23 protein-coding genes are annotated in these 23,195 nt (G+C 61.1%); 18 read left to right on the top strand and 5 right to left on the bottom strand.

What is annotated here, in order from left to right:
- The first annotated feature begins 25 nt into the window (after nt 1-25).
- From ERD78_RS12185 to cuyB, 5 genes are read left to right on the top strand one after another with little or no spacing between them, the layout of a single operon-like run.
- Nucleotides 26-925, top strand: a complete 900-nt coding sequence (locus ERD78_RS12185) for an amino acid ABC transporter substrate-binding protein (protein WP_129969557.1) — start codon at nt 26-28, stop codon at nt 923-925.
- A gap of 15 nt (nt 926-940) precedes the next feature.
- Nucleotides 941-1,693, top strand: a complete 753-nt coding sequence (locus ERD78_RS12180; protein ID WP_129969556.1) for an amino acid ABC transporter permease — start codon at nt 941-943, stop codon at nt 1,691-1,693.
- Nucleotides 1,693-2,379: an amino acid ABC transporter permease gene (locus ERD78_RS12175; RefSeq protein WP_129969719.1), complete on the top strand. Its 687-nt coding sequence runs from the start codon at nt 1,693-1,695 to the stop codon at nt 2,377-2,379. Before ERD78_RS12180 ends, ERD78_RS12175 begins: the two co-directional genes overlap by 1 nt.
- A gap of 28 nt (nt 2,380-2,407) precedes the next feature.
- Nucleotides 2,408-3,142, top strand: coding sequence for an amino acid ABC transporter ATP-binding protein (locus tag ERD78_RS12170; protein ID WP_129969555.1), 735 nt, complete (start codon nt 2,408-2,410; stop codon nt 3,140-3,142).
- Between the two features lie 15 nt (nt 3,143-3,157).
- On the top strand, nt 3,158-3,892 hold the full coding sequence (cuyB, locus tag ERD78_RS12165; RefSeq protein WP_129969554.1) for a cysteate racemase: 735 nt from the start codon (nt 3,158-3,160) through the stop codon (nt 3,890-3,892).
- Nucleotides 3,893-3,956: 64 nt separating this feature from the next.
- Here the strand turns inward: cuyB and ERD78_RS12160 are convergent, their stop codons facing one another.
- Complete coding sequence (locus ERD78_RS12160) at nt 3,957-4,811, bottom strand: NUDIX hydrolase (RefSeq protein WP_245152452.1); 855 nt, start codon at nt 4,809-4,811, stop codon at nt 3,957-3,959.
- 237 nt (nt 4,812-5,048) lie between these two features.
- Between ERD78_RS12160 and coxB the strand changes: the two genes are divergently transcribed.
- The 5 genes from coxB to ERD78_RS12140 all read left to right on the top strand — a co-directional run bounded on the left by coxB (nt 5,049) and on the right by ERD78_RS12140 (nt 9,165).
- Nucleotides 5,049-6,209 carry a cytochrome c oxidase subunit II gene (gene coxB, locus ERD78_RS12155; RefSeq protein ID WP_129969553.1) on the top strand — a complete coding sequence of 387 codons (1,161 nt, stop codon included), beginning with the start codon at nt 5,049-5,051 and terminating at the stop codon, nt 6,207-6,209.
- Between the two features lie 85 nt (nt 6,210-6,294).
- Nucleotides 6,295-7,896, top strand: coding sequence for a cytochrome c oxidase subunit I (gene ctaD, locus ERD78_RS12150; RefSeq protein ID WP_129969552.1), 1,602 nt, complete (start codon nt 6,295-6,297; stop codon nt 7,894-7,896).
- Nucleotides 7,897-7,906: 10 nt separating this feature from the next.
- Entirely contained in the window at nt 7,907-8,026 is a 120-nt protein-coding gene (locus ERD78_RS19910; protein ID WP_209019978.1) for a cytochrome oxidase small assembly protein, read from the top strand.
- 4 nt (nt 8,027-8,030) lie between these two features.
- Nucleotides 8,031-8,255 carry a DUF2970 domain-containing protein gene (locus ERD78_RS12145; RefSeq protein WP_129969551.1) on the top strand — a complete coding sequence of 75 codons (225 nt, stop codon included), beginning with the start codon at nt 8,031-8,033 and terminating at the stop codon, nt 8,253-8,255.
- A 34-nt stretch (nt 8,256-8,289) separates the two neighbouring features.
- The gene (locus ERD78_RS12140; protein ID WP_129969550.1) at nt 8,290-9,165 is read left to right on the top strand and encodes a cytochrome c oxidase subunit 3; all 876 of its coding nucleotides are present in this window, start codon (nt 8,290-8,292) and stop codon (nt 9,163-9,165) included.
- Between the two features lie 64 nt (nt 9,166-9,229).
- Here the strand turns inward: ERD78_RS12140 and ERD78_RS12135 are convergent, their stop codons facing one another.
- Complete coding sequence (locus tag ERD78_RS12135; protein ID WP_129969549.1) at nt 9,230-9,436, bottom strand: twin transmembrane helix small protein; 207 nt, start codon at nt 9,434-9,436, stop codon at nt 9,230-9,232.
- Nucleotides 9,437-9,467: 31 nt separating this feature from the next.
- On the opposite strand from ERD78_RS12135, the gene ERD78_RS12130 reads away from it, so the two are divergent.
- Genes ERD78_RS12130 through ERD78_RS12110 form a run of 5 tightly spaced genes read left to right on the top strand, consistent with a single transcriptional unit; the run spans nt 9,468 to nt 13,459 of the window.
- Nucleotides 9,468-10,274 carry an SURF1 family protein gene (locus ERD78_RS12130; protein WP_129969548.1) on the top strand — a complete coding sequence of 269 codons (807 nt, stop codon included), beginning with the start codon at nt 9,468-9,470 and terminating at the stop codon, nt 10,272-10,274.
- 18 nt (nt 10,275-10,292) lie between these two features.
- Complete coding sequence (locus ERD78_RS12125; protein ID WP_129969547.1) at nt 10,293-10,928, top strand: SCO family protein; 636 nt, start codon at nt 10,293-10,295, stop codon at nt 10,926-10,928.
- A 12-nt stretch (nt 10,929-10,940) separates the two neighbouring features.
- Nucleotides 10,941-11,951, top strand: coding sequence for a COX15/CtaA family protein (locus ERD78_RS12120; protein ID WP_129969546.1), 1,011 nt, complete (start codon nt 10,941-10,943; stop codon nt 11,949-11,951).
- The gene (gene cyoE / locus ERD78_RS12115; protein ID WP_129969545.1) at nt 11,948-12,841 is read left to right on the top strand and encodes a heme o synthase; all 894 of its coding nucleotides are present in this window, start codon (nt 11,948-11,950) and stop codon (nt 12,839-12,841) included. The genes ERD78_RS12120 and cyoE overlap by 4 nt, the downstream gene beginning before the upstream one ends.
- 15 nt (nt 12,842-12,856) lie before the next feature.
- Nucleotides 12,857-13,459 carry an SCO family protein gene (locus ERD78_RS12110; protein ID WP_129969544.1) on the top strand — a complete coding sequence of 201 codons (603 nt, stop codon included), beginning with the start codon at nt 12,857-12,859 and terminating at the stop codon, nt 13,457-13,459.
- A gap of 28 nt (nt 13,460-13,487) precedes the next feature.
- Here the strand turns inward: ERD78_RS12110 and ERD78_RS12105 are convergent, their stop codons facing one another.
- From ERD78_RS12105 to ERD78_RS12095, 3 genes are all read right to left on the bottom strand, one after another.
- Nucleotides 13,488-16,178 carry a cation:proton antiporter gene (locus tag ERD78_RS12105; protein ID WP_129969543.1) on the bottom strand — a complete coding sequence of 897 codons (2,691 nt, stop codon included), beginning with the start codon at nt 16,176-16,178 and terminating at the stop codon, nt 13,488-13,490.
- 428 nt (nt 16,179-16,606) lie between these two features.
- Complete coding sequence (gene rpoH, locus ERD78_RS12100; RefSeq protein WP_129969542.1) at nt 16,607-17,491, bottom strand: RNA polymerase sigma factor RpoH; 885 nt, start codon at nt 17,489-17,491, stop codon at nt 16,607-16,609.
- Between the two features lie 199 nt (nt 17,492-17,690).
- Nucleotides 17,691-18,128 (bottom strand): MarR family winged helix-turn-helix transcriptional regulator, encoded by a 438-nt coding sequence (locus ERD78_RS12095; protein WP_306669782.1) that lies wholly within the window; start codon nt 18,126-18,128, stop codon nt 17,691-17,693.
- Nucleotides 18,129-18,384: 256 nt separating this feature from the next.
- Here ERD78_RS12095 and ERD78_RS12090 point away from each other — a divergent pair, with 256 nt between their 5' ends.
- The 3 genes from ERD78_RS12090 to ERD78_RS12080 are packed head-to-tail and all read left to right on the top strand — an operon-like array spanning nt 18,385 to nt 23,195.
- Nucleotides 18,385-20,601: a thiamine pyrophosphate-dependent enzyme gene (locus ERD78_RS12090; protein WP_129969540.1), complete on the top strand. Its 2,217-nt coding sequence runs from the start codon at nt 18,385-18,387 to the stop codon at nt 20,599-20,601.
- Between the two features lie 10 nt (nt 20,602-20,611).
- The gene (locus tag ERD78_RS12085) at nt 20,612-22,192 is read left to right on the top strand and encodes an indolepyruvate oxidoreductase subunit beta family protein (RefSeq protein ID WP_245152451.1); all 1,581 of its coding nucleotides are present in this window, start codon (nt 20,612-20,614) and stop codon (nt 22,190-22,192) included.
- Nucleotides 22,193-22,211: 19 nt separating this feature from the next.
- On the top strand, nt 22,212-23,195 hold the full coding sequence (locus ERD78_RS12080; RefSeq protein WP_129969539.1) for a PDR/VanB family oxidoreductase: 984 nt from the start codon (nt 22,212-22,214) through the stop codon (nt 23,193-23,195).

Genomic DNA, 23,195 nt, shown 5'->3' with positions numbered 1-23,195 from the left:
CACACAACACCAAGGAGACAAAACCATGAAGAACACCCTCGCCGTGCTTTGCGCCGCCCTGGCCGTGACGGCCGCCATGCCTTCACATGCGGAAGGCCGGCTGGACAAGATCAAGTCCAGTGGCGTCATAACGCTGGGTCACAGAGACTCTTCCATTCCCTTTTCCTATCTGGACGACAAGCAGCAGCCCGTGGGCTACTCCATGGACATCTGTCATGAAATCGTCAAGGCTGTCGAAAAGAAACTGGGCGTGGACAAGCTTCAGGTGAAACTCGTTCCGGTTACATCCTCGACCCGCATCCCGCTGCTGGCCAACGGCACCGTGGATCTGAATTGTGGATCATCCACCAATACCAAGGCGCGCCAGGCGCAAGTCGCTTTTGCGCCGACCACATTCGTGACAGCCACACGCTTTGTTTCGAAGAAGGCGGACGATCTCAAGAGCCTCGATGATCTCAAGGGAAAGACGGTGGTTTCGACCGCGGGCACCAGCAATATCCGCTGGGCCACGGGCGCGAACCAGAAAGACAATCTTGGCATGAACATCATCCCGGCCAAGGACCATGCCGAGGCCATGCTGACGGTGGAGCGAGGCCGCGCGGCTGCATTTTTCATGGACGATATTCTGCTGGCGGGCCTGGTTGCCACTTCGCATCATCCCGATGAGTGGGTAATCAGCAAGGATGCCTACACCGTTGAGCCCTACGCCATCATGGAGCCCAAGAACGATCCCGACTTCAAGGCCCTGGTCGATGACACAATCAAGGGAATGATGAAGGACGGTCAACTGCAGTCGCTCTACAAGAAATGGTTCGAGTCGCCTATTCCACCCAAGGGTGTCAACCTGAAGTGGCCCATGAGCGACCAGCTCAAGAAAGCGATTGCCAACCCGACGGATTCGGCCAATCCGGACGATTATCGATAACCGCCGGGTCTTCGCATGAATTACAACTGGAACTGGCACATATTCTGGGAAGCGGCGCCGGGTGGGGAAACCTATTTCCAGACGCTGCTGTGGGGCCTGGCCTGGACGGTGGGCACTGCAGTGCTCTCCTGGATACTGGCACTCGCCATGGGAACGCTGATGGGCGTCATGCGCACCGTTGGCGCCCCATGGGCTAGGCGCATCGGCGCGTGCTATGTGGAACTGCTGCGCAATGTGCCACTGCTGGTGCAGATGTTCCTGTGGTATTTCGTGTTCCCCGAACTGGTGCCAAGCGGGCTGGGCAACGCCATCAAGCAGATACCGCCGCCCTGGGGCATTTTCGTGCCCGCTGTTCTTTGCCTGGGCTTCTATACTTCTTCACGGGTGGCCGAGCAAGTGCGTGCGGGCATAGAATCCCTGCCGCCGGGGCAGCGCATGGCGGCCACCGCGCTGGGCCTGACGCAGCGCCAGGCCTATCGTTACGTGCTGCTTCCCACGGCATTCCGCATCATCCTGCCCCCGCTGTCTTCGGAGCTGCTCAATCTCATCAAGAACACGTCGGTGGCCTTCACCATTGGCCTGTTCGAGCTGGTCGGCGCGGCCCGATCCATGCAGGAATTCAGCTTTCAGGTTTTTGAGACCTTTGCCATGGCGACCCTGTTCTATCTGTTGCTCAATCTCGTGGTCGTATTCTGCATGACGCGTATTGAGCGGCGTCTGGCCGTGCCTGGCTTCATTGGCCTGAATCGCGGAGGGCAGCAGTCATGATCGGGGGCTTCGATTTCGATGTCATTGCACGGTCATGGGTCTATCTGTTCCGTGACGGCATGGTGTTCACGCTCAAACTCACCGTTCTGTCGACCACGGGTGGGTTGATTCTGGGCACGCTGCTGGCCTTGTGCCGACTGTCTGGCATACGTCCGCTGGCGACGGCGGCGGCTGCTTATGTGAACCTGCTGCGAGCCCTGCCGCTGATCCTCGTGATCTTCTGGTTCTACTTTCTGATGCCTTATGTCGGAGCGTGGCTCACGGGTGCCGGCGCGCCGGTGGCGGTTGGCGGTTTTACATCCGCGCTGGTTACATTCACGCTTTTCGAAGCAGCCTATTTTTGCGAGATCATGCGGGCGGGCATACAGTCCGTGCCGCGCGGCCAGACCTCGGCCGGCTATGCGCTGGGCTTGACCTACTGGCAATTGATGGGCCATGTCGTGTTGCCGCAGGCCTTCAGGAACATGATGCCGGTGCTGCTCACGCAGGTCATCGTGCTGTTCCAGGATACCTCGCTGGTCTATGTGCTCTCGCTGACCGACTTCCTGGGCGCGGCGGTCAAGGTTGCGCAGCGCGACGGGCGGCTCATCGAAATGTACATGTTCACGGCTGTGGTCTACTTCATAATCAGTTATGCCGCATCGCTGGGTGTGCGGTATCTGCGCCGGCGGACGCAGGTTGGCTGAGCCGTGCATGCGGCGCATAGGAGGATGCATGATAGAACTAAAGCAGGTCAGCAAGTGGTACGGGCACACGCAGGTGCTTGACGACTGCAGCACACAGGTTGCCAAGGGCGAAGTGGTGGTGGTGTGCGGTCCCTCGGGATCGGGCAAGTCCACCCTCATCAAGACGGTCAATGGTCTGGAGCCTTTCCAGAAGGGCGAGATAATCGTGGATGGTGTGTCAGTGGGCGCGTCCTCCACCAATCTGCCCAAGCTGCGGGCGCGCATCGGCATGGTTTTCCAGAGCTTCGAGCTGTTTCCGCATCTGACTGTCACGCAGAATCTGAAACTTGCGCAGATCAAGGTGCTGGGCCGCAGCGATCAGGAGTCTGGCGCCCGCGCCAAGACGCTGCTTGAGCGTGTCGGCCTGCAGGCCCACCAGGAGAAATATCCAGGCCAGTTGTCGGGCGGCCAGCAGCAGCGCGTGGCCATTGCGCGCGCACTGGCGATGGATCCGATCGCCATGCTGTTCGACGAGCCTACCTCGGCACTGGATCCTGAGATGGTCAACGAGGTGCTGGACGTGATGGTCGACCTGGCGCGCGAAGGCATGACCATGATGGTCGTTACGCATGAAATGGGGTTTGCCCGAAAAGTGGCCGATCGTGTGGTGTTCATGGACGCGGGCAAGATCGTGGAAGACTGTACCAATGACGATTTCTTCGGGCAACTGGAGGCGCGCTCCGAGCGTGCGCAGCAGTTCCTGTCCAAGATATTGCCGCACTGACGGAGCCTGAGCGAGATGATCCCCGAGCCGAGCGGGCCGAATGGACCGGTGCTGGGCGTACTGGGCGGCATGGGGCCCCAGGCCAGCGCCTGGTTCATGATGCGCCTGGCTGCGTTGATGCCCGCTGCAACCGAGCAGGACCATGTTCCGGCGGTGCTGTGGAGCGATCCGCGTATTCCGGACCGGCCGGCCGGTCGTGCCGGCACAGGCCCGGACCCTTGGCCATGGTTGCTTCGTGGCGTGCAAGGCCTTGAGCAGGCGGGCGTGGGGGCGATCGTCATGCCGTGCAACACCGCCCACTTGTGGTACGAGCGCTTATGCGCGGCAACGGCCCTGCCATTCCTGCACATCGTGCATGCCGTGGTGGATGACTTGGCGCGCAAGGGCGTAAACCATGGCCGCATAGGCCTGCTGGGCACGGCCACCACGCTTTCGCTGGGCTTGTATCAGCGCGAGCTGGAAGCGCGCGGTTACGACTGCCTGCTGCTTGATGAGGCGGAGCATGCGCGATATTGCGCGCCGCCCATCGCGCTTGTGAAAGCGAATAAGGAAGATGAGGCTTTCGCGCCCGCTGCCCAAGCGTTGCAGATACTGCGGGACCGGGGGGCTGATGCCGTCGTGCTGGGATGTACCGAGCTGCCGCTTGCCCTGCCGCCGGCGCGGCGCACGGAACTGGATGCGGTGATTTCGGATTCAATCGACGCGCTGGCCCTGGCTGCCATCGCCTGGCATGCCGGCGCGCGTGTTTGAGGAAGGGCGGCTCATGCGGGCTGCCCCGCTATGGCGTCACCGCCCGCCGGCCGTAGCACGGCGTTCAGGCGGCGGCCTTGTCCTCGGGTTGACGGTGCATCAAGCCATCGAGAATGACCAGCTCCGCTTCGCGGGTGAACAAGCCTTCCTGAACCATGGACCAGGCCGTTTTCATATCCACCAGACGAAACTCGCTGACCTCGCCATCCAGATTGCGTGGTTGTGCCGTGTCGGGCAGCACGCAATCGCTGACCAAGGCGTCCTCGACCTGATAGCCCTCGGGCAGCCGCCGATGCATGCGCAGGATGATGCGCAGCGGCTGGCGCGCTTGCAGGTGTGCAGGCTCCAGGCCCGCCTCTTCGTGGCTTTCGCGAACCAATGCACTGTCGAGGTCCTCGCCCGCGCCCGCCAGACCGCCCACAAGAGTATCCCACATACCGGGATCCGTGGTTTTGGTGTTGGCGCGCCGGGCTATCCAGAGGCGGCCGTCGGACGACCAGGCATTCAAGTGAACCGCCTTGGTCAGCATGCCCAGCGGGCGCATGGCGCTGCGTTCGATGACGCCAAGGCATCGCCCTTCACCGTATACATCCAGCAGCTCTCCGCGCCAGCTACGCAGGCAGCCGCCGTCCCGCAACGCAAAAGCCATGCTTTCAAGCACGGCATTCAGGGGCAGTTGATGGCGTCGCGAGGCGGAGACGTGCACCGCTTCCGGTTCGACACGCACGCCCCGCAACTCCGCAAGGCAGCTGGTTGCGCGCGCAGTGATCCAGCCCGCAACCCGTCCCGCCACAGTGAGCGGGCGCGAACCTTGAGGGGGCAGGTGCTGGATGCGTTTGAGCAGTTGGCGATAGCGTGTCTCAAACACAGCAACCGTGGTGCTGTGAAAAGCTTCGGACATCCGAATATTGTAGTGCATGGCCGGGTCCGGCATGGTGTTGAGAGTATGAAAACCCATCGACCACAAGGGCCGCCCATACACGTTGGGGCCGAGTTCGCTATAATTCTGCGGACTCTAATTAAAATCGAGCAGGCATTTCCGCATAATAATTGTAAGCCTGCCACCTGATAATTCTGTGTTTCCTACGTTTATTTAGCCAATTTGCTTGACTAAAATCAACGTTTGGCGTGGACACGTCGTATTTCGAGGTCAGCAATGAAGAAGTGGAGATGGGTACTGGGCGCGGGCGCGCTGTTGGCTGCAGGCGCCGCGGTCGGAGAAGTCAAGGACATGCCGGGCGGTCCCCGGGTTGACCAGCTCAACCTGCATGAAGGGGTTACCGCGATCGCGCAGGACATTGCATGGATACACTGGATGATGCTGATCATCTGTGCGATCATTTTTGTCTGTGTGTTCGGAGTAATGTTTTACTCCATCATCTATCACCGGAAGTCGCGCGGCGCCGTACCAGCCAAGTTCCACGAACACCTCGGCGTGGAAATCGCCTGGACTGTCGTCCCCTTCCTGATTGTCATCGGCATGGCGTTGCCCGCCACACGCACCGTGGTGGCCATGAAGGACACTTCCAGTGCCGACCTCACCGTCAAAGTCACCGGCTACCAATGGAAGTGGGGCTACGAGTACGTAGACGGCCCGGCGCAGGGCGTGAAATTTCTGTCCAATCTCGCCACCCCGCATGCGCAAATCATAGGGAAGGAGCCCAAGGGCGAGTTCTACCTGATGGAAGTGGACAAGCCCCTGGTCGTGCCTGTTGACCGCAAAGTACGCATCGTGCTGACGTCCAATGACGTTATCCACTCATGGATGGTGCCCGATTTCGGCGTCAAGCAGGATGCCATTCCCGGCTTCCTGCGCGACACCTGGTTCCGCGCCGAGAAAACCGGCACATATCGCGGGCAGTGCGCCGAGCTGTGCGGCAAGGATCACGCCTTCATGCCCATTGTGGTCAAGGTTGTGTCCCAGGACGACTATGGCAAGTGGGCCGAGGAGCAGAAGAATGCAGCCGCGGCGTCGGCAGACGACCCCACCAAGGAGTACACCAAGGAAGAGCTCGTAGCCCGTGGCGAAAAGGTTTTCGCAAGCCATTGCGTCGCCTGTCACCAGGCTAACGGCAAAGGTATCCCGGGTACTTTCCCGGCCCTGGACGGCGATCAGAAATACGTCTTGGCACCCATGAAGGACCAGATTCTGACCGAGCTCAACGGCCATCCGGGCACGGCCATGCCGGCATTCCGCGATCAACTGAACGACGTCGAACTGGCAGCGGTGATCACCTACACGCGCAATGCCTGGGGCAATGCCGGCAAAGGCAAGGATCCCGTCGTTCAGCCCTCGGACGTAACAGCCCTGCGCTGATGCCACAAGGTATATAAAATGAAAGTCACAATTATTTGCCAGGCCGCCGCACAGCGCGGCCGGGTCGAGTAGGAAGGAGTCCATCATGAGCAGCGTTACTGCCGATCACATTCCGGCCAGCGAAGGGCATGTCGATCATCACGATCACAAGCCGCACGGGTGGCGGCGCTGGTTGTTCGCCACCAATCACAAAGACATCGGGACGATGTACCTGATCTTTTCGTTCTGCATGCTGCTTGAGGGCGGCGTGCTGGCGTTGCTGATACGTAGCGAACTTTTCCATCCTGGGCTGCAGTTCTTCCAGCCCGAACTGTTCAACCAGTTCACCACCATGCATGGTTTGATCATGATCTTCGGTGCGATCATGCCGGCCTTCGTGGGCTTTGCCAACTGGATGATCCCGCTGCAGATCGGCGCATCGGACATGGCGTTCGCGCGCATGAACAACTTCAGTTTCTGGCTGCTGCCCATCGGCGCGATCCTGTTCACCACGTCCTTTTTCGTCCCTGGCGGCGCCCAGGCCGCTGGCTGGACCATGTACGCGCCGCTGTCGCTGCAAATGGGTCCGGGCATGGACTTCACCATCTTTGCCGTGCACATTCTCGGTGCGTCATCGATCATGGGGGCCATCAACATCATTGTCACAATTCTGAACCTGCGGGCGCCAGGCATGACTTTGATGAAGATGCCGCTGTTCTGCTGGACCTGGCTGATCACCGCGTACCTGCTCATCGGCGTGATGCCGGTACTGGCCGCCGCCGTCACCATGCTGCTGACGGACCGCCACTTCGGCACGGATTTCTTCAACGCGGCGGCGGGTGGCGACCCCATCCTGTACCAGCACGTGTTCTGGTTCTTCGGCCACCCCGAGGTCTACATCATGATTCTGCCGGCCTTCGGGATCATCTCCCAGGTCGTGCCGGCCTTTGCGCGCAAGACACTGTTCGGCTATGCATCCATGGTCTATGCGACGGCTGCCATCGCCATCCTGTCCTTCCTCGTGTGGGCGCACCACATGTTCGCCACGGGCATGCCGGTGACGGGCCAGCTGTACTTCATGTACGCCACCATGCTCATCTCCATTCCCACCGGCGTGAAGGTGTTCAACTGGGTGGCCACGATGTGGCGCGGTTCCATGACATTTGAAACACCCATGTTGTTCGCGATCGGCTTTATCTTCGTGTTCGTGATCGGCGGTTTCACCGGCCTCATCCTGGCGGTGGCGCCCATCGATATCGCGGTGCACGATACCTATTATGTGATTGCACACTTCCACTACGTCATGGTGGCAGGCTCGCTGTTCGGCATGTTCGCGGGCGCCTATTATTGGCTGCCCAAGTGGACGGGGCGCATGTATGACGAGAAACTGGGCAAGATCCACTTCTGGTCCAGCATGATCTCCTTCAACGTGGCCTTCTTCCCCATGCACTTCCTGGGGCTGGCCGGCATGCCGCGCCGCTATGCCGACTATGCCGCGCAGTTCACGACCTTCAACGAAGTTGCCACCATCGGGGCTTTCTGGTTCGGTATTTCCCAACTGGTATTCCTGTACCTGGCCATCAAGGCTTGGCGCGGTCATGGTGAGCCCGCGGCCGCCAAGGCATGGGAAGGCGCGACAGGCCTGGAATGGTCCGTGCCGTCGCCCGCGCCGTTCCATACGTTTGTGGATCCACCGACAGTCAAGTAAGGTTGTACGCATGACACCCGAGCAGCGCCGGAAAAATCGCAAGACCGCCATGATTCTCGTCATCATTGTCATCGCGGTCATGGCCTGGGCCTTCTGGCGCGGCGGGACGATGTACGCGGGCGCCGGCTAGAGCCATGAGTGAGGACATCAAGGATCTGGCGGGGCGCAAGCTGAACTTCTTCCAGACGCTGAAGGCAGTGGCCTGGGGATTTTTTGGGGTACGCAAGGGCAAGGGCTATACACAGGATATTTCCAGCCTGAACCCGGTTCATCTCATTATCGCCGGCATTATTGCGGCAATTGTGTTTGTTGTGGTTCTGGTCATGGTGGCACGCTGGCTGGCAGGCTATCTGACCTGATATTGTCTATTTTAATAATTAGCAGGAGAACACCATGAGTGCAGGCCACTCGGCCCAGGGGAACGCGGCGCCATACTATTATGTGCCCGATCACTCAGTCCATCCGGTCCGCGCCAGCTTTTGCCTGCTGCTGACCCTGTTGGGCGCGGCGCTGTGGATCAACAGCTACCAAGTGGGCTTTTATTCGTTCGTGCTCGGCATCCTGGGTCTGATCACGGTGCTGTTCGGCTGGTTCGGCGACGCCATCCGCGAGTCCGAAGGCGGCATGAACAACCAGCGTGTCGATCACTCCTACCGCTGGAGCATGGCCTGGTTCATCTTTTCGGAAGTCATGTTCTTCGGCGCCTTCTTTGGTTCGCTTTGGTATGCGCGCGAAGTCACCACGCCGTGGCTCAGCAATCTGGACCACCAGACCCTGCTGTGGCCCAACTTCACGGGCACCTGGCCCAATCTGGGACCCGCGGGCGTGGTGCCGGCATTCGAGACCGTTGGACCGTTCTGGCTGCCCACTATCAATACCGCGCTGCTGCTCACCTCGGGGCTGACGCTCACGATCTCGCATCATGCGCTGCGCGCCAGCCATCGCGGCAAGGCCATTTTCTGGCTTGCCCTCACGGTCCTGCTGGGCTTTTCATTCGTGGCCTGTCAGGCCTACGAGTATCACCATGCCTACACCGAGCTCAATCTGCGTTTCGATTCGGGCATCTACGGTTCGCTGTTTTTCATGCTGACGGGCTTTCACGGTTTTCACGTGATACTGGGCGCTACCTTTCTTACCGTCATTCTGGTGCGGCTGATCCGCGGGCACTTCACGGCCGATCACCATTTCGGCTTCGAAGGCGCTGCATGGTACTGGCACTTTGTCGACGTGGTGTGGCTGGGGTTGTACCTGTTTGTATACTGGTTCTAGGCAACAGGCGGAACCGCTGCAAGAAAAAGGCCGGCAAAGCCGGCCTTTTTCTTGACCATCGCAGTCAATGCGTCGCGATGCCTGTGCTTTCTATCCAGCCCATGTGATGGGCGAAGAGCACAAAGAGAAACAGGGCAATGGACAGGCCCACGCGCACAGTCAGGGCATTGACCGTCCGATTGGTGCCGCCTTTGTCGCGCATGAGGTAGACCAGGGCGGAGGCGAGGCTACCTATAATTCCCAGGAACGCCAGCACAACCAGTATTCGCATTTCAGCCTCCGAAAATCGCATTATTACAGACATGGAACGCCCTCGTATACGATACCGCACACTCGCCGCCCTGGTGCTGCTGGGGGTCTTGGTATGTGTCTTCGTGTCTCTCGGCAACTGGCAATTGCGCCGCGCCGGCGAAAGAGTGGCCCTGGCGCAGGCCATCGACGCTGGCCGCGCGCGGGCGCCCCTGCCGTTATCTGCAAGTACCCCGGAGGCCCAGCTGCAGGCCTGGCGGCCCGCCACGGCGCGGGGCGTCTGGCGCGATGCGCTCAGCGTCGTGATCGAGAACCGCAATCATGATGGCAGACCGGGGTACTGGATTGCCACGCCCCTGATGCTTTCGGACAGCACAGCCATCCTGGTATTGCGTGGCTGGGCGCCCCGCTTTGGCGGTACATCCGCTGTCCCGCGCGTCCCTAGCGGGGAAGCGGGTGAGCAGACCGTGCGGGGCGAGCTGTTGGCCAGAGTCCCGCGCCTGTTCGACCTGGGTATCTGGGGCGGACAGACGGCGCAGCTTCCCGCACGCCTGCCTGCCGCCGCCGTGCCGGTGGTGCAAAACCTGGATCTGACCGACTATGGCCGGGCAACTGGTTTAAAATTGCTCCCGGCCGTGCTGGCCCAGACTGCGGCGCCCGTGCCCGTGCATACGGCCTCGGGCGCACAGTCCAAACCATCAGATATCGAGCAAAGCCTGGTATACGACTGGCCCGAACCTTCCCTGGATGCAGACCGCAATAGGGGATATGCCCTGCAGTGGTTCGGCTTTGCGACCATTGCCGCCTTGGCCTGGCTGGCCATCGCCTGGCGTATGCTGCGCCAGCGCGGCAAATCTTGATACAGCGAGGAAAAGATCTTGCCCAGCAACCCCACCGCCAACCCGAACGCAAGACGCGTTCGTTCCGCATGGCCGCTCTACCTGATTGTGTTCATCTGCATCGCGCCGGTCGTGTTTGCCCTGCTGGTGTATTACGTGCCATCGCTGCGGCCTGATGAGCACAGCAACTACGGTGCACTGATCGATCCTCAACGGGCCATGCCCGACAGCAGCGCACTGGCTCTCACCACCCTGGACGGGCAGCCGTTCGACCTGGACAGCCTGCGAGGAAAGTGGCTTCTGGTGACAGCGGATCAATCCGCCTGTCCCGAGTCCTGCGTGCGTAAGCTGTTCATTCTGCGCAATTCCCACGCCAGCCAAGGGAAGAATGTGCATCGGTTGGCGCGCATCTGGTTCGTGACGGACGAGGGACAGGTGCCCGAGAAGGTGCTGGAGGCCTACCGCGGCTATCATATGCTGCGCGCCGATCCGACGCAGCTTGCGGCCTTCCTTGCGCCCCAGGCCACAGATGGCGACCGGCAGGCGGCCCTGCGCGCGCCCATGTGGATCATCGACCCGCTGGGCAATCTGATGATGCGGTTTCCGGAAAATGCGGATCCCCTCGAGGTGCGCGGCGACATCAGCAAGCTGCTGCACAGTTCACGTATCGGCTAGCGGGCTGCAACCATGGAACATGTCGTGCGGCGCTATCGCAAGCTGGTTTTCCTGACCTGGTTTCTTACCCTGGACCTCATCATGTTCGGCGCCTTCGTGCGTCTGACGGACTCGGGCCTGGGCTGCCCCGACTGGCCAGGGTGCTACGGCAACGTGACGCCGCTGGGCGCCAGCACCCACATCGAGCAGGCTGTCCAAGCCATGCCATATGGCGCCGTCAGCTTCTCCAAGGCCTGGATAGAGATGATCCACCGCTATGCCGGCTCCATTCTCGGCATGCTGATTATCGGCATCGTGTTCATGGCCTGGCGCTATCGCCAGCAACTTGGCCGTACGCCGCTGCTGGCCACGGTGACGCTGGTGGCTGTATGCATACAGGGCGCATTCGGGGCCTGGACGGTCACCCATCGTCTCATGCCGCTGGTGGTTACATCCCACCTGCTGGGCGGCATGTTCCTGCTGTCGCTCATGACATGGCTGGCTGCGCGAGAGAAAACCCATTCGCCGATTGGCGCCGGCGCCCGGCGATGGCGCCCCTGGATGGCGGCCGGTCTTGCGCTGTTATTCCTGCAGATTGCGCTGGGCGGCTGGGTCAGTACGAACTATGCGGCCCTGGCGTGCATGGACTTTCCCACCTGCCATGGACAGTGGCTGCCCGAAATGGATTTCCGCGGCGGTTATTCACTGGTGCGGGGCTTGGGTGTGCTGCCGTCGGGCGAAATGATTTCTCAGTCCGCGCTCACGGCAATACACTGGGTGCACCGCAATTTCGCATTTGTGGTATTCATCTACCTGGCCATCATGGGCTGGATCATGCAGCGCGAACCAGGCCTGCGCGGTCCGGCCCGATTGCTGTTGTGCCTGTTGCTGGCCCAGCTGTTTACCGGCCTGACCACCATCTTCTTTCAATGGCCGTTGCTGATTGCCGTGCTCCACAACGGCGGGGCCGCCGGGCTGACGCTGGCCAGCGTTACACTGCTGGTGCGGCTGTCGCGGGCCGAAAGGGCTAAAATACCCGCATGAGCACTACCACCACCGTCCCCAACCAATCGCTGCTGCGCCAGTATCTCGTCCTGACCAAACCGCGGGTCACGCAACTGGCGGTGTTTTGCGCAGTCATCGGCATGTTCCTGGCTTCGCCGGGGCTGCCCGATCTGGGGCAAGTGGTGGCCGGTACGCTGGGCATATGGCTGCTGGCCGCAGCCGCCTTTGCCGTCAATTGCCTTATCGAGCAGGAAGTCGATGCGCGCATGCTGCGCACCGCCCGGCGCGCCACGGCGCGCGGCACCATCAGCAACATACAGGTCATCCTGTTTTCCGGCATGTTGGGTGGCGCGGGCATGCTGGTGCTCTATCATCTGGTGAACCCGCTCACCATGTGGCTTACCTTCGCCACCTTTGTGGGTTACGCCATCATCTATACCGCGGTGCTCAAGCCGCTCACCCCGCAGAACATCGTCATCGGTGGGCTGTCCGGCGCCATGCCGCCCGCGTTGGGCTGGGCCACCATAGCCAATGCGGTGCCGGCGGAGGCCTGGATTCTGGTGCTTATCATCTTCATCTGGACGCCGCCGCACTTCTGGGCCCTTGCGCTGTATCGCAACAACGATTACATCAAGGCAGGGCTTCCCATGCTGCCCGTCACGCATGGCAAGCAGTTCACGCGTCTGCACATCCTGCTATACAGCCTGGTACTGTTCGCCGCCACGCTGCTGCCCTTCATTGTGCGTATGAGCGGCATGTTCTACCTGGCCAGCGCACTGGTGCTTAGCGGCATGTTCGTCAACTATGCCTGGCGGTTGTACAAGGAATACTCCGATGAGCTCTCGCGCAAGCTGTTCCGTTTTTCCATCCTGTACCTCGCCCTGCTGTTCGCGGCGCTGCTCGTCGATCACTGGGTGCAACTGATCTAGGTTTCCGGGGTAGTTATGTCTGTTTTTTCACATGGGCGCCGCCGTCTCATGGGGGGCGCCGCAGCGTTGGCCTGCGCGCTGGCACTGGCCGCATGCGGCGATACAAAGCCCGAGTTCATTGGCTCCGATATTACTGGCTCGCACCTCGGGCAGGCCATGTCCATGCCTGACACAACGGGAAAGTTGCGCACGCTGGATGATTACAAAGGCAAAGTGAAGGTGGTGTTTTTCGGCTTCACCCAGTGTCCCGATGTATGCCCAACCTCCTTGGCCGAGCTGGCGCAAACCATGGACCTGCTGGGCACGGATGCCGACAAAGTGCAGGTCATCCTGATCAGCGTCGATCCGGCGCGCGATACGCCCGAAGTGCTGTCCGCCTATGTGCATGCGTTCAATCCGAATTTCATCGGTTTGACGGGCACCCCCGAACAGCTGGCTGCCACCGCCAAGTCGTTCAAAGCATTCTATGCGAAGGTCGAGGGCGCCGCACCGGGGCAATACACCATGAACCACGCGGCGTCGTTCTACATCCTGGATCAGGATGGCGAGGCGCGTGTGCTGGTCAGCGGCAATGCGCCCGCCAAAGACATCGCCCACGATATCCGGCAGCTGCTCTAGGTCTAGGCGCAGCATACGCCGGCGCGCATCAGTCTTTGGCTGGCACAGAGCCATCATCCTGCCGAGTGGCGGCGTCCGCCGGGTCCGCCATGTCCGTGCGCTCATGTGTTTCGTCCGAGCGTTTCACGTCCGGCATACGGTTCGCGCCTTCGTCCGCTTGTGCGGCGCCATCCGTGGACGTATCGGCGCGAGGCGCCAGATCAGGCAGAGGCTCATGCTGGCGTTCGCCGGACTGGAACTCCCGCCACACCTGCAGCGCCCGCAGCCTTTGCTTGATGACGGTTTCGATCTTGTTGCGCAGGTCGGCATCGCGGCTAAGCAGCGTGTCGAAGTCGCCTTCAAGCAGCATGAGCAGGCGGCTGTATCCCAGCGATGTGGCACGGGCTTCGAAAGGCGTGTCCGCCATCAATCCCAGCTCACCGAAAATTTCGCCCGTGCCCAATTCGACTGTCGTATCGTCGGGCAAGTGTATGGTCACGGCGCCGGAGGCCACAATGTACATGGCACGGCCGCGCCCGATCTGCATGCGTATCTCCTGATCGGGGACCGCCAGGCGGGGCTTGAGCAGCTTGCTGATGGCTGCGGCGTTCTCGGGCGACAGGCCCTCGAAGAGCGGGATGCGCTGGATCAACTCCGACGCGCTCATCGCGATATCCAGGCCAGGGTGCTTGTCCACGTGCTGCCAGCGCGAATTCGTCTGCTTGATCAAGTCGGCATACATTTCACCCGTGATCAGCACCTGTGAAAGCATGTCGCGATAGCGCAGACGCTCCAGGGCGCGTGCCATGCGGCCCAGGTAGGCTTCCTGCAGCCAGATGGCGAATTTAGGATATTGCAGCATCATGGCCTGCAAGGCGCCTTCCAGTTGCGTCATGCGATACCGGTGCGCCTTGACGATGATGTCCGTGGCGTCCTGCCCCAGCAACGGCTGGATTTCTGTTTCGGTGAATTCCACCAGCCGCTGCGCAACGGATCGCTTGCTCATCAGATTGGTGAAGCGCTTGGCAAGCTCTCGCGCGAGCAAGCCCTGGAAACCCAGTACGTACTGCAGGCGCAACGCGATGCGGAACAGCATGGAGTAGCGCAAATCGGCAGCCACGGCATCGTGGAATCCCGCGAGGCCACCCGAGCGCACCGCGTCGCTCATACGTTCGGCGCGGGCCAGTAGCGACTCCGCGGAACGCCAGTCCACGACCTGCGCCTTGAGCGTATCGTAGAACATTTCCTCTTCGCGCGCCGCCACGATGCCCAGCCCTATGGAAACTTTCTGGTCCACGGAAAGCCTGGCCAGTTCACCGCCGTCAATGCTTGCCTGCGTGGCATCGAACACGGCATTTACATGGTCGCGGGCGTCGTGACTGATATGTTCGCGTTCGGCGATGTCGTCGGTGCGTTCGCGAATATCCTCCAGCGCTACGACTACAGCCTGATTGCGCAGCACTCGCTCCATCAATGGCAGTTCGTTCAGGTGCAGCTTGCGTATCAGCGGGCGCAGCGTGGTGCCGTTGAGGAACAGCGTGATGAGCACAAAGCCAGTCGTGGCGACGGCGATGAACTGGCGCGCCTCGTATGGAACGTTATGCTGCTCGGTGACCGCCAGTGCGAGCGCCAGCGACACCGCGCCGCGCAATCCACCCCACCACATCACAGTGCGATAGGAGCGGCTGACCTTGGTACCGAACCGGGTAAGGCCCAGCAACGGGAGCATGCCGAAGGTCATGATGCCCCTGGCAAGCAGGGTCACAGCGAACACCAGGATAATTAGCAGTACCTGACTCCATGTGATGTCTGTCACCATGCGCGGGATAAGCATGGCCGCGAACACGAAAATAAGCGAGTTGGCCCAGAATCCGAACTGCGCCCAGGCGCCGGACAGCTGCTCGAATGTTGCTGGCGACATGCGGGTGCGGCCCGTCGTGCCCACGACCAGCCCGGCGATGACAGTGGCCACCACGCCCGATACGCCGAGATAGTGCTCGGATATGTAGAAGGTGAGATAGGCCAGTGCAACGGTAAGTGTGATCTCGGCGGTCGGCCAGCCACGTAGCGATATGAACAGGCCGCTTGCCAGCCGGCCCATGAGAAAGCCCGACAGTCCGCCGCCCAGAAAGCTGATGACGAAATTGGAGAAGACGGTGCCGGGGGAGAGCGTGGTGCTGCCGAAAATCACGGTTAGCAGCACGGTATACAAGGAGATGGATGCCGCATCGTTGAACAGCGCCTCGCCCTCGACCAGGGTCATGAGACGTTTGGGCGCGCCCACGTCTCGAAACACCCCCACCACGGCGACCGGATCCGTCGTGGCAACAATGGCCCCAAGCATGAGGCAAACGACCAGGCCGTAGTCGGATGCGGCGCTCAAGGAGAAGCCCACCGCGACGGTACAGACGACCACCGCTACGATGGCCATCATGAGAATCGGTCCTATATCGTCGAGTAGCCGGCGCACATTGAGCGCCAGCGCAGTTTCGAACAGAAGTATCGGGAGGAATACAAAGAGAAAGGTCTCGGACGATACCTCGAAATTCTGGAGCGAATCCAGAAAATCGGACATGACCAGCGGCGCCCAGCTGTGCACATGGATAATGAGGCCCAGGATGATGCCCACAATGGCCAGCAGAACTGAATAGGGCAACCGCAACCGGCCGGCGATGGGCGGCATGAATGACACGAGAGCGAGCAAGCCCGCCAGGCCGAATACCAGGTGACCTATTTCCATGATGTACGTCTAAGGTCGAGCGAAGGTTCAAGGATACCTTTTTTCGGGCCGCTTTCAGGTATGCGCGCGGAATTTTGCGCGGAATTTTTTCAGGCCTTTGCATTGCCTGCCAGGCGCGCATTTTCTCGCTTGGCGCCTTTTGGATAAAAGAAGGACACCCGGGGGGTGTCCTGAAAACATCCGCTTCAATAGGGAGGGGAAGAGGAGAAGCCGAAGCGGATGATGATCAATGGCTCGCGCATCAAAGCTCACACATTGTCCACATTGTGTTAGTCAGGCCCGGATCCGGTAAGTTCCGTCTTCTCCGTGAAATTTGTAAAAGGAGATGACCCGGAAGCCCGACTTGCCTGCCTGCAACGTCTGTCAGCGCGCAAAAAGCGAACCGGGCGCGAGGCCCGGCGTAATGATGCGGCTGGATTGAAAGGGAATCAGTGCGTCAGTACGGTGCGCAGCTTCTTGAATGCGGCGGCCTCGATCTGGCGGATGCGCTCGGCGGATACGCCGAATTCGGCGGCCAGCTCGTGCAGCGTGGCGCCGTTGCCGTCCTGCAGCCAGCGGGCCTCGACGATGCGTCGGGAGCGCGGATCGAGGCTTTCCAGCGCCTGGGCCAGCCCTTCGCCCTGCAAGGCGTAGTGTGCCTGCCGTTCGAGAACATTGGAGGGATCCTGCTGGCCCTCGTCGGACAGATAGGAGATGGGTGCGTAGCCTTCTTCGTCTTCGCGGGTCTCCAGCGCCATTTCCTGTCCGGACATGCGCACTTCCATTTCGGTGACATCTTGCGGGCGCACATTGAGTTCGCGCGCGATATGGTCGACCTGCTCGGTGTCCAGGCTCTGGCTGCCATCGGGACGCATGCGACGCAGATTGAAGAACAGCTTGCGCTGGGCCTTGGTGGTGGCCACTTTGACCAGACGCCAGTTGCGTACGATGTATTCGTGGATTTCGGCCTTGATCCAGTGCACGGCAAAGGAAACCAAGCGCACGCCGCGATCGGGATCGAAGCGCTTGACGGCCTTCATGAGGCCGACATTGCCTTCCTGGATGAGGTCGGCATGCGCCAGCCCATAGCCCAAGTATTGGCGGGCAATGGAGACAACCAGGCGCAGGTGCGAGGTAATGAGCTGCCGGGCGGCATCCAGGTCGGACTGGTCGCGCAGGCGTCTGCCCAAGTCGATTTCCTGCTCTTGCGTGAGCAGAGGCAAGTGATTGACGGCACTGATATAGGCTTCAATCGTGCCGAGCGCGCCGGGGTTGGAGACAGCCAGCGCCAATTGGGAGTTGGTCAGCGCCATGGATTGCGGGGCTTGCGTCATCGTATAGAGGGATCCTTTTGCAAAGTGTTCCACAGATATGTTAGCACTCTTGAGGCTAGAGTGCTAATACATTGCGCAAATAGACAACAGATGCAATTTTGAGTCGATTTTGGTGAAAAAGTTCCTTTTTTAGGTGTTTTTCTGCGTCTTTTGCCGCATCTTTCTTAAAAAAGGCAGCAAGCCGTGTGCCCGTGGCGCCTCAGGGCGCAATAATGGCCCGCAGCATGTCCACCAGTCGTTCGCCATGACCGGGCTCGAGCCTGGCCAGGATGCGTCGTTGATGATCCATGGCCTGTGCGCAAAGGGGGCTGACGAGCCGTTCGCCCTTGGATGTGATACTGACGCGGGTCTGACGCCTGTCGCTGCGTACAGTGCGCAGCCGGATGTAGCCCTGCGCCTCAAGTCCGGGCAGCACCTTGCTGAGCGTGGGCTGCTTGGTGACGGCCAGGCGGGCCAGTTCCCCCACGGTTTCGCCCTCGCTGCCCATCAGGCTGGCAAGTATGCGCCATTCGGTCACGGTCAGCCCGGCTTTTCGGACTTCGACATGGAACTCCGCCGAAATGCGGTGGCTCGCCTGTGCCAGGACCGACGCCAGATAGTGCTGTACGAATCGCCGCGATCCTGTTTTGTCTTCCAAGAATATCCCCAATCAGTGGTGGCCGCGATGCCGGAAACGGGCCCGCCGGTGCACGGCATCATAGTAGCCTGATATAAGCTTTCCGCTCATTTTTTTCCATTTTCGCAGTGCATCTAATGGAAAACGCGCATACACAACTGCTTATCCTGACAGATAAATTTGATTATTGCATGAATTTTCATATTTTCGTTGACGGGCTTTAATTTGAGGCTTAAAGTACTTCGGACCAACGATAGAATGGCAAGCAGGAGACAATATGGCGGAACGCTCTTTCAAGAAGGAAGTGCAGCAGTTGCGCATCGGCGCTGGCCAGGAATTCCGGGGTGAAGGCATACTGGCCGTCACCAAGGGGCTGCTGCAGTCTGGCGTAGGCTATGTGGCCGGATATCAGGGTTCACCGATTTCCCATCTCATGGATGTGTTGGCAGACGCCCAGGACATTCTCGAGGAATTGGACGTGCATTTCGAGGCCAGTGCCTCGGAAGCCACCGCCGCCGCCACGCTGGCTGCATCGGTGATGTATCCGATACGGGGCGCCGTCACCTGGAAATCCACCGTTGGCACCAATGTGGCCTCCGATGCGCTCGCCAATCTCGCCTCGGGCGGGGTGACCGGCGGCGCGTTGATCGTGGTGGGGGAGGACTACGGCGAGGGGTCCTCCATCATGCAGGAGCGTACCCATGCCTTTGCCATGAAATCGCAGATCTGGCTGCTGGATCCGCGGCCTAACCTGGAGAGCATGGTCAAGGCTGTCGAGGACGGCTTCCAGCTTTCGGAGGCCAGCAATACGCCTGTGATGCTGCAGTTGCGGATACGCAGCTGCCATGTGCATGGGCGATTCATCGCCAGGGACAATCGCCGGCCGGCCATGACGCTGTCGCAGGCGCTGGCGCAGCCGGTGCGCGATACCAGCCGGATCGTGCTGCCGCCGGCCTCTTTCCTGCATGAGCATGAGAAGGTTGAGTCGCGTTGGCCTGCGGCGGTGGACTACATACGCAGCAATGGCCTCAATGAGGTGTTCGACGGCGACGAGCAGTCGCTGGGATTGATCCTGCAGGGCGGTCTGTACAACGGTGTCATCCGCGCCCTGCAGTTGCTTGGTCTTGCGGACACCTTTGGCAACAGCCGCATTCCCCTGTACGTGATGAACGTGACCTATCCAGTCGTGGACGAGGAAATACGCGATTTCTGTCGAAACCGGAAGGCAGTGCTGCTGCTCGAAGAGGGGCAGCCGGACTACATAGCCCAGAATCTGCACAGCATATTGCGCCAGGCCGGTTCGGACACGACACTGCACGGCAAGGACATGTTGCCCATGGCGGGCGAATACACGACAGCCGTTATGCGTGACGGCATCCAGAAGTTCCTGGCGGCGCATGCGCCGGCGCTGCTTCAACGCGTTGCCGAGGCGCCCGCCCCGCCCAATCTTCGGGAAACCGTGGTTGCACGCGACAAGGGCGACGCGCCCCCTCCATCCGTGGTCCCGCGCAAGCCGCCCGAGATGGTGGCGGCCAGCCTGGCTGGCGTGGTGCCTCCCCGTCCGCCCGGCTTCTGTACCGGGTGCCCGGAGCGTCCGGTGTTCGCGGCCCTTACGCTGGCGCAGGAGAAGCTGGGCGAGCATCATATCGCCTGCGACATTGGTTGCCATCTCTTCTCCATTTTGCCGCCGTTCAACCTGGGCGCGACCACCATGGGTTATGGATTGGGCGCATCGAGCGCAGCCGCCTTCAACGTTCCCTCATCCAAGCGACCCATCTCCATCATGGGCGACGGCGGCTTCTGGCACAACGGCCTGGCGTCCGGCATCGGCAATGCCGTATTCAACAAATACGACGGCGTGATCATCATCGTCGACAACTATTACTCCGCGGCAACGGGCGGGCAGGACATCCTGTCGTCCAGGGCGAGCAATAGGCACCGTTCCACCAACAACCCCATCGAGACGGCAGTTCGCGGCGTGGGTGTGAAATGGGTGCGTACGCTGGATCGCACATACGACGTGGCGAAGGCCCGCAACACCATAGAAGAGGCGCTGACCACGGCGGAAAAGGGTCCTAAAGTCATCATCGCACAGTCCGAGTGCATGCTCAATCGGCAGCGGCGGGAGAAGCCGCTGTTCAGGCAGGCGGTAAAGGGCGGCAAGCGTGTCGTACGGCAACGCTTTGGCGTGGATCCCGATGTCTGCAGCGGTGATCACGCCTGTATCCGGCTGTCGGGGTGCCCCTCCCTGACCATCAAGGACAGCGGCGATCCTCTGAAGGAAGACCCCATCGCCTATGTCGACAACACCTGCGTGGGCTGTGGCAATTGCGGAGAGGTCGCGGACGCGGCCGTTCTCTGCCCGTCTTTCTATCGCGCGGACGTTATCCACAACCCGAGTCGATGGGACCAATGGAAGGCCGGGATGCGCCGGCGCGTCATTGGCTATCTGCAGGCTCGCCGTCAGGCCCAACTGAATGAATACGCCCTGTAGGAGTCCGGCCATGAATATGAACGCTGCCGCGGGCGCGACACCCGGCGTCCGTTTCCACGCAGGTACGCCCATCAAGATTGCAATCCTGGCCATGGGCGGGCAGGGCGGCGGCGTGCTGGCCGACTGGGTCGTCGATATGGCGGAGCACGCCGGCTGGTGGGCGCAGACGACGTCCGTGCCAGGCGTGGCGCAGCGCACTGGCGCAACGGTGTATTACGTGGAGCTGCTTCCGGAGGGTGCGGTGCAGGCAGCTGGCAGACCCCCGGCGCTGGCCATGATGCCGACGCCGGGCGATGTCGATGTGGTGCTGGCCGCTGAGCTCATGGAGGGCGGGCGCGCCATACAGCGCGGCTTCGTGACGCCTGAACGTACAACGCTGATCACCTCTTCTCATCGCAGCTATGCGGTGGCGGAGAAGGCGGCCCACGGGAACGGCATCGCCGATTCGAACGCGGTCCTCGAGGCAGGCAGCGAAGCGGCCCGCCGCTTTATCTGTCTGGATCTTCAGGCTATGGCGGAAGAGGCGGGCAGTGTCATCAGCGCCAGTCTTTTTGGTGCATTGGCGGGCAGCGAGGCTATACCCTTTGTCCGCGATGATTTCGAGCAGACCGTGCGCCGCGCAGGCCTGGGCGTGGAGGCAAGCCTGGGTGCGTTTGCTTCGGCCTTCGAGGCGGCCAGGGCCGCACCGCACGCCCCACCGCGTCTTGAAAGTGAACGTTCGACGCCGGAAGTGCCGCTGCAGGCTTCGCATCCCCGCGTGCAAGCATTGCTGGACGATCTGAGGCAAAATTTTCCTCAGCAGGCCCAATCCATGATGGTGGCGGGGTTGCGCCGCACGCTGGCGTTCCAGGATCTGCGCTATGCGCAGGAGTACATGGAGCACATGCACGCCCTGCGCGATCTGGATGCCCGGTTCGGCGGCGCGCCAAAGCACTGGGCGCTGACTGTGGCTGCGGCCCGATACGTGGCGGTTGCAATGGCATACGACGATGTCATCAGGGTGGCGGACCTGAAAACCCGGGGCAGCCGTTTCGAGCGCGTGCGCGAAGAAACCCGCGCGGAATCGGCACAGATTGTCTACGCGACCGAATATATGCACCCCCGCCTCGAAGAGGTTTGCGGCGCCATGCCTGCCCGGTTGGGGCGGGCCATCGAGAATTCGGCATTCATGCAGCGCATGTTGAGTCCGCTGTTTCGCAAGGGGCGTTATGTGAAGAGCGGCAGCCTGCGAGGCTTTCTGTTGTTGTATTGCCTGGCCGGTATGCGCCGCTTCCGGCGCGGGACACTGCGTCATCAGGTCGAGCAGCGCAGCCTGCGGCAATGGCTCGAGCAGATCTACGACACAGTGCATCACGACTATGATCTGGCGGTGGAGCTGGTGAATTGCCGCCGGCTGGTCAAGGGATACAGCGACACGCACGAGCGCGGAGCAAGCAAGTATCAGCGCCTGGGTCTGGCGGCCAGCCATCTGCTGGGCCAGCCCGATGCGGCCGCCCAGTTGAAGGCCCTGCGTGAAGCCGCCCTGGCGGACAGCAAAGGCGAGAAACTGGATCAGATGATGGCGCAGGCACTTTCCTCGGCTAGCACCTGAGAATACAGAAGAGATAACCGTGAGCAATTTGATTCTGACCGTTGTCGATACCCGAATGGAAACGCCGCTCATCCGCGCGATAACGCTGCGTGCCGCAGATGGCGCAACGCTGCCGGCCTTCACGGCGGGCGCGCACTTGCGCGTGGCCGTGCCCGGCCAGAAATTGCCGCGCTGCTATTCGCTGGTATGCCTGGATGATGACGCGGCATCCTTCGATGCGCCTGTTCAGTACCGTCTTGGCGTCCGGCTGGAAGATCCGGGCAGCGGCGGCTCGCGCCATATGCATGCGCTCAAGGTGGGTGATACGCTGGAAGTGGACGGGCCTCATAATGACTTCCCGCTGGAGAACGCACCGGACGGTGAGCTCGGGGGCGAGGTCGTCCTGGTGGCTGGCGGCATAGGCATTACACCTATTACCGCCATGGCAGCGGCGCTCAGGCGTGCCGGACGTCCCTTCCAGTTACATTACTATGGCCGCAGTCGGGACCAGATGGCTTTCCTCGAACCGCTCGCCGCCCGGCATGGCCAGGTGCTGCATGTGCACCCTGACGATGAAGCCGATTGCTCTCTTGCGCTGGGCGCGCTGCTGGACGCCATGGAGGCTGATCAGCCCGTGTACGTATGCGGGCCGCGCGCCATGATCGATGCGTTGCGGGAGGCTGCCGGAGCGCGCCAATGGCTGCGCGAGCGCGTCCGTTTCGAGCTCTTCACGGCGCCCGAGGCGCAAGCCGGGGATACTGGCTTCGAAGTCGAACTGCGCCAGTCCGGCATGGCGCTGCATGTGCCGGCGGACAAGACGATTCTGGAAGTGCTGGAGGAGGCCGGTTGCGATCCGCTGTGCGATTGCCGCCGCGGCGAATGCGGCGTATGCCAGGCCACCGTGCTGGAAGGTACACCCGATCATCGCGACTGCTATCTGTCCGATGAGGAGCGCGCGGCCGGCGATGTCATGCAGATCTGCGTCTCGCGCAGCCGCTCGCCGCGGCTGGTGCTGGACCTTTGA

The organism is Allopusillimonas soli (assembly GCF_004153445.1).
In the GTDB taxonomy this organism is placed as follows: Bacteria; Pseudomonadota; Gammaproteobacteria; order Burkholderiales; family Burkholderiaceae_B; genus Allopusillimonas; species Allopusillimonas soli.
This window is presented reverse-complemented; position numbering and strand designations above follow the sequence as displayed.

Coding starts and splice junctions, on each gene's coding strand:
- ERD78_RS12185 (WP_129969557.1), top strand. CDS start 26: ATGAAGAACACCCTCGCCGTGCTTTGCGCCGCCCTGGCCGTGACGGCC.
- ERD78_RS12180 (WP_129969556.1), top strand. CDS start 941: ATGAATTACAACTGGAACTGGCACATATTCTGGGAAGCGGCGCCGGGT.
- ERD78_RS12170 (WP_129969555.1), top strand. CDS start 2,408: ATGATAGAACTAAAGCAGGTCAGCAAGTGGTACGGGCACACGCAGGTG.
- cuyB (WP_129969554.1), top strand. CDS start 3,158: ATGATCCCCGAGCCGAGCGGGCCGAATGGACCGGTGCTGGGCGTACTG.
- ERD78_RS12160 (WP_245152452.1), bottom strand. CDS start 4,811: ATGCACTACAATATTCGGATGTCCGAAGCTTTTCACAGCACCACGGTT.
- coxB (WP_129969553.1), top strand. CDS start 5,049: ATGAAGAAGTGGAGATGGGTACTGGGCGCGGGCGCGCTGTTGGCTGCA.
- ctaD (WP_129969552.1), top strand. CDS start 6,295: ATGAGCAGCGTTACTGCCGATCACATTCCGGCCAGCGAAGGGCATGTC.
- ERD78_RS19910 (WP_209019978.1), top strand. CDS start 7,907: ATGACACCCGAGCAGCGCCGGAAAAATCGCAAGACCGCCATGATTCTC.
- ERD78_RS12145 (WP_129969551.1), top strand. CDS start 8,031: ATGAGTGAGGACATCAAGGATCTGGCGGGGCGCAAGCTGAACTTCTTC.
- ERD78_RS12140 (WP_129969550.1), top strand. CDS start 8,290: ATGAGTGCAGGCCACTCGGCCCAGGGGAACGCGGCGCCATACTATTAT.
- ERD78_RS12135 (WP_129969549.1), bottom strand. CDS start 9,436: ATGCGAATACTGGTTGTGCTGGCGTTCCTGGGAATTATAGGTAGCCTC.
- ERD78_RS12130 (WP_129969548.1), top strand. CDS start 9,468: ATGGAACGCCCTCGTATACGATACCGCACACTCGCCGCCCTGGTGCTG.
- ERD78_RS12120 (WP_129969546.1), top strand. CDS start 10,941: ATGGAACATGTCGTGCGGCGCTATCGCAAGCTGGTTTTCCTGACCTGG.
- cyoE (WP_129969545.1), top strand. CDS start 11,948: ATGAGCACTACCACCACCGTCCCCAACCAATCGCTGCTGCGCCAGTAT.
- ERD78_RS12110 (WP_129969544.1), top strand. CDS start 12,857: ATGTCTGTTTTTTCACATGGGCGCCGCCGTCTCATGGGGGGCGCCGCA.
- ERD78_RS12105 (WP_129969543.1), bottom strand. CDS start 16,178: ATGGAAATAGGTCACCTGGTATTCGGCCTGGCGGGCTTGCTCGCTCTC.
- rpoH (WP_129969542.1), bottom strand. CDS start 17,491: ATGACGCAAGCCCCGCAATCCATGGCGCTGACCAACTCCCAATTGGCG.
- ERD78_RS12090 (WP_129969540.1), top strand. CDS start 18,385: ATGGCGGAACGCTCTTTCAAGAAGGAAGTGCAGCAGTTGCGCATCGGC.
- ERD78_RS12085 (WP_245152451.1), top strand. CDS start 20,612: ATGAATATGAACGCTGCCGCGGGCGCGACACCCGGCGTCCGTTTCCAC.